Source organism: Bacillus paramycoides, assembly GCF_001884235.1.
In the GTDB taxonomy this organism is placed as follows: Bacteria; Bacillota; Bacilli; order Bacillales; family Bacillaceae_G; genus Bacillus_A; species Bacillus_A paramycoides.
In genome coordinates this window covers 1-4,190 of sequence record NZ_MAOI01000032.1, presented here as the reverse complement: position 1 = coordinate 4,190, position 4,190 = coordinate 1, and the positions used below count along the sequence as shown (strand labels likewise).

At 41.9% G+C, this 4,190-nt stretch carries 6 protein-coding genes; all 6 read left to right on the top strand.

The features are described from left to right. The coding region (locus tag BAU28_RS05320; RefSeq protein WP_071717954.1) for an NADH-quinone oxidoreductase subunit C at nucleotides 1-957 on the top strand (957 nt) is incomplete at its 5' end. 3 nt (nucleotides 958-960) lie between these two features. Then, nucleotides 961-2,061: an NADH-quinone oxidoreductase subunit NuoD gene (gene nuoD / locus BAU28_RS05315; protein WP_002174338.1), complete on the top strand. Its 1,101-nt coding sequence runs from the start codon at nucleotides 961-963 to the stop codon at nucleotides 2,059-2,061. Next, entirely contained in the window at nucleotides 2,061-3,062 is a 1,002-nt protein-coding gene (gene nuoH, locus BAU28_RS05310; RefSeq protein WP_048370068.1) for an NADH-quinone oxidoreductase subunit NuoH, read from the top strand. Before nuoD ends, nuoH begins: the two co-directional genes overlap by 1 nt. Nucleotides 3,063-3,087: 25 nt before the next feature. Beyond that, nucleotides 3,088-3,507 (top strand): NADH-quinone oxidoreductase subunit NuoI, encoded by a 420-nt coding sequence (gene nuoI / locus BAU28_RS05305; RefSeq protein WP_000677191.1) that lies wholly within the window; start codon nucleotides 3,088-3,090, stop codon nucleotides 3,505-3,507. Beyond that, nucleotides 3,504-4,028 (top strand): NADH-quinone oxidoreductase subunit J, encoded by a 525-nt coding sequence (locus tag BAU28_RS05300; RefSeq protein WP_002174336.1) that lies wholly within the window; start codon nucleotides 3,504-3,506, stop codon nucleotides 4,026-4,028. The genes nuoI and BAU28_RS05300 overlap by 4 nt, the downstream gene beginning before the upstream one ends. Then, nucleotides 4,021-4,190 (top strand): NADH-quinone oxidoreductase subunit K (locus tag BAU28_RS05295; RefSeq protein ID WP_208610960.1); only part of this gene is annotated, 170 nt, incomplete at its 3' end. The genes BAU28_RS05300 and BAU28_RS05295, both read left to right, overlap by 8 nt.

Genomic DNA, 4,190 nt, shown 5'->3' with positions numbered 1-4,190 from the left:
GCAGCCGCAAAAGCGAAAGCAGCGGCATTGGCGAAGCAGAAGAGAGAAGGAAACGAAGAAGTATCGGACGAAGAAAAAGCCAAAGAGAAGGCGAAAGCCGTAGCAGCCGCAAAAGCGAAAGCAGCGGCGTTAGCGAAGCAGAAGAGAGAAGGAAGCGAAGAAGTATCGGACGAAGAAAAAGCGAAGGCGAAAGCCTCAGCAGCCGCAAAAGCGAAAGCAGCGGCATTGGCGAAGCAGAAGAGAGAAGGAAGCGAAGAAGTATCGGACGAAGAAAAAGCCAAAGCGAAGGCGAAAGCTGTAGCAGCCGCAAAAGCGAAAGCAGCGGCGTTAGCGAAGCAGAAAGCCTCACAAGGTGATGGGGATTCTGGAGATGAAAAAGCAAAGGCCATTGCAGCAGCGAAGGCGAAAGCGGCTGCGGCTGCAAGAGCAAAGGGAGTTGTAAGTAAGAAGGAAGATGAAGCGAAGCAGGAAGAACCGTCAATTAACCAGCCATATTTAAATCGCTATGTGGAGGTTGTTAAGGGGAAGGTAGGAGAATATGCATTAGCAGATTCCTATATTAATAAGCTTTCAAAAGATGTTCCAACTCTTGTGGTGGAGCCTTCTAAATATTATGAAGTGATGGAATTGCTAAGATTCCATGAGGGACTTGCTTTTGATTATATGTCGGAGCTACATGCAACGGATTTTGTGACCCATATGGAAGTGTATGTTCATTTATTTTCATATGGAAAGAAACAGTCAGTAGCGGTGAAGGTAAAGCTGGATAGGGAGGCGCCGCAAGTAGAATCGGTGACGTCGCTTTGGAAAGGAGCGGATTGGCCGGAACGTGAAGCATATGATTTGCTCGGTATTATATTTAAAGGCCATCCTAATTTATCTCGCATTTTAATGCCGGATGATTGGATAGGGTATCCGCTTAGGAAAGATTATGAACCGTATGATGTGGAGGTGTAGCTTATGATCCGTACGGAAGAAATGCTCTTAAATGTAGGGCCACAGCACCCGAGTACGCATGGTGTGTTTCGGCTTGTAATTAAAATTGACGGGGAAATTATTAAAGAGGCTACACCGGTTATTGGATATTTGCATCGCGGGACAGAAAAGATTGCTGAGAGCCTGCAATATACGCAAATTATCCCGTATACAGATCGAATGGACTATCTATCAGCGATGACGAATAATTACGTCATTTGCCATGCTGTAGAGACGATGATGGGGCTTGAGATTCCAGAGCGTGCTGAATATTTACGGGTGCTTGCGATGGAGCTTGGGCGGGTTGCGAGTCATCTCGTTTGGTGGGGAACGAACCTTCTTGATATAGGAGCGGTTAGTCCATTTCTGTATGCGTTTCGCGAACGAGAAATGATTATTAATTTATTAAATGAATTGTGCGGTGCACGGCTTACTTTCAACTATATGAGGGTCGGCGGCGTGAAGTGGGATGCGCCGGACGGATGGATTGAAAAGGTGAAAGAGTTTGTTCCGTATATGAGGGAGCAATTGGAAGGGTATCACGATCTTGTTAGCGGAAATGAAATTTTCCTAAATCGTGTGAAAGGCGTTGGTATATATAACGCGGAAGAGGCGATTTCATATTCTTTAAGCGGCGCAAATTTGCGATGCACGGGAGTGAACTGGGATCTTCGCAAAGATGAGCCATACTCTATTTATGATCGTTTTGATTTTAATATTCCTATTGGGAGCGTGGGTGATGCTTGGGATCGCTACGTTTGCCGGATGGAAGAAATTGAGGAGTCATTAAAAATTATTGAGCAAGCAGCTGAGCAGTTCCCGAAAGATGGAGCAGTCATAGCAAAAGTGCCGAAAATTATTAAAGCACCTAAGGGAGAAGCATTCGTCCGTATAGAATCGCCGCGGGGAGAGATTGGCTGCTATATTGCTAGTGATGGAAAGAAAGAGCCGTACCGCTTGAAATTTCGCAGACCGTCTTTTTATAATTTGCAAATTTTACCGAAGTTATTGAAAGGTGAAAACATCGCCAATTTAATTACGATTTTAGGTGGGGTTGATATTGTACTTGGGGAGGTTGACGGCTAATGATTGAGACGCTCTTACAATCACCTTCAAGCTGGACGAATTTCTTCATTTTTTTCGGATTAGCGGTGCTTCTATTATTTGCAGTCCTTGGCTTCGTTACATACGGTATTTTGGCAGAACGGAAAGTGATGGGATTTATGCAAGGACGGATTGGACCAAACCAAGTTGGGGGCCGATTCGGTTTACTACAAACGGTAGCTGATGTTTTGAAACTATTATTAAAAGAAGATAGCATTCCGAAAGCCGCGGATAAACCGTTGTTTATATTAGCACCTGTTATTGCATTCGCACCAGCATTTATGGTACTTGCGGTTATCCCGTTTACTGATAAATTTCAGTTCGCGGATATTGGAGTAGGGTTACTTTATTACATTGCTGTTTCTGGAATTACGACGATTGGCGTCGTAACCGGGGGATGGGCATCAAATAATAAATATTCCCTTTTAGGAGGGATGCGTGCGGCGGCGCAAATGATTTCTTATGAGATTCCGCTTGTAATGAGTGTGATTGGCGTCGTTTTGTTAGCTGGTAGTCTTAATTTAAATGAGATTGTAGCGGCACAGGAGAAGGTGTGGTACATTTTCGCGCAGCCAATCGGTTTCGTTGTTTTCTTAATTGCAGCAGTTGCAGAGTTAAATAGGACACCGTTTGATTTACCGGAAGCTGAGTCAGAACTTGTTTCTGGATACCATACGGAATACTCAGGGTTTCGCTGGGCATTTTTCATGCTTTCAGAGTATGTATATTTCTTCGGGATGGCATCTTTAATTACAGTACTTTTTTTAGGCGGATGGAACCCAGTTATGTTCCTCGGATTTATTCCAGGTGCTGTATGGTTTGCTTTGAAATTCAGCAGTGTGGTCTTTCTATTAATTTGGTTCCGCGTCACGTTTCCACGTATAAGAGGTGACCAGTTAATGGAGTTTGGCTGGAAAGTATTATTGCCAATTGCGCTTGCAAATATTTTCTTAACGGCATTGATTAAGGAGTTATTCTTCTAATCTATGAAGGGGGTGCCAGTAAGAGATGAAAGGACTATTTAAAGGTTTAAAATATACGCTTAGTAATTTGAGTAAGAAAAAGGTGACCTATGATTATCCGAATCAACCGTTGCCGTTGCCAGATCGTTTTCGAGGGATTCAAAAATTTTATCCCGAAAAATGTATTGTTTGTAATCAGTGTTCTAACATTTGTCCGACAGATTGCATTCAATTAACAGGAAAAAAACATCCTGATCCTACGAAAAAGGGGAAAATTATCGACACGTACGATATTAATTTTGAAATTTGTATTCTTTGCGATTTATGTACAGAAGTTTGTCCGACAGAGGCGATTGTCATGACAAATAATTTTGAACTCGCAGAGTATTCACGTGATGATTTATTTAAAAATTTGCAGTGGCTTGACGAGAATGACGAGAACGTCAGGAAGGAGAATAAAGCATGAATGGCGAGTTTGTAGCTTTCTTTATATTATCCTTGTCTGCGATTATTGGCGGCGTTCTTATGCTGAACTTAACGAAAGTAATGCATATGATGCTGGCTCTTGTGCTTACGTTCCTTAGTATTGCAGGTTTGTACTTTCTCTTATCAGCTGAATTTATCGGAGTTGCACAAATTTTAATTTACTCTGGTGCAATCACTATTATTATGATTTTTGGCATTATGTTAACGAAACATAACGCGGAAAATGAATCGCGCCTTACTCTTCGAAAATGGATTATCTTCTTTGCGGTTGTAGCATTTGGAGCGGTTATGTATTTCGCTGTTAATAATATCGATTTTTCAAATCAAAGCGCACAAGGAAGTTTACCTCTCCATGAAAAAAACACACTTCAAATCGGTACACTTCTCTATTCAAAATATATTATTCCATTTGAATTAACCTCGGTTATTTTACTTGTAGCACTTGTTGGCGCAATTATACTTGCGAAGAAGGATGAGGGGGAGGAGGATTCCCATGAGTAGCGTTCCAGCTTCTGCGTATTTAACACTTGCGATTATTTTGTTTTGCATCGGCCTATTTGGAGCTTTAACAAAGCGAAATACAGTAATTGTATTGGTTTGTATTGAATTAATGCTGGGCGCCGCCAATTTAAATTTAGTAGCGTTTAGTAAATTAGGTTTGTT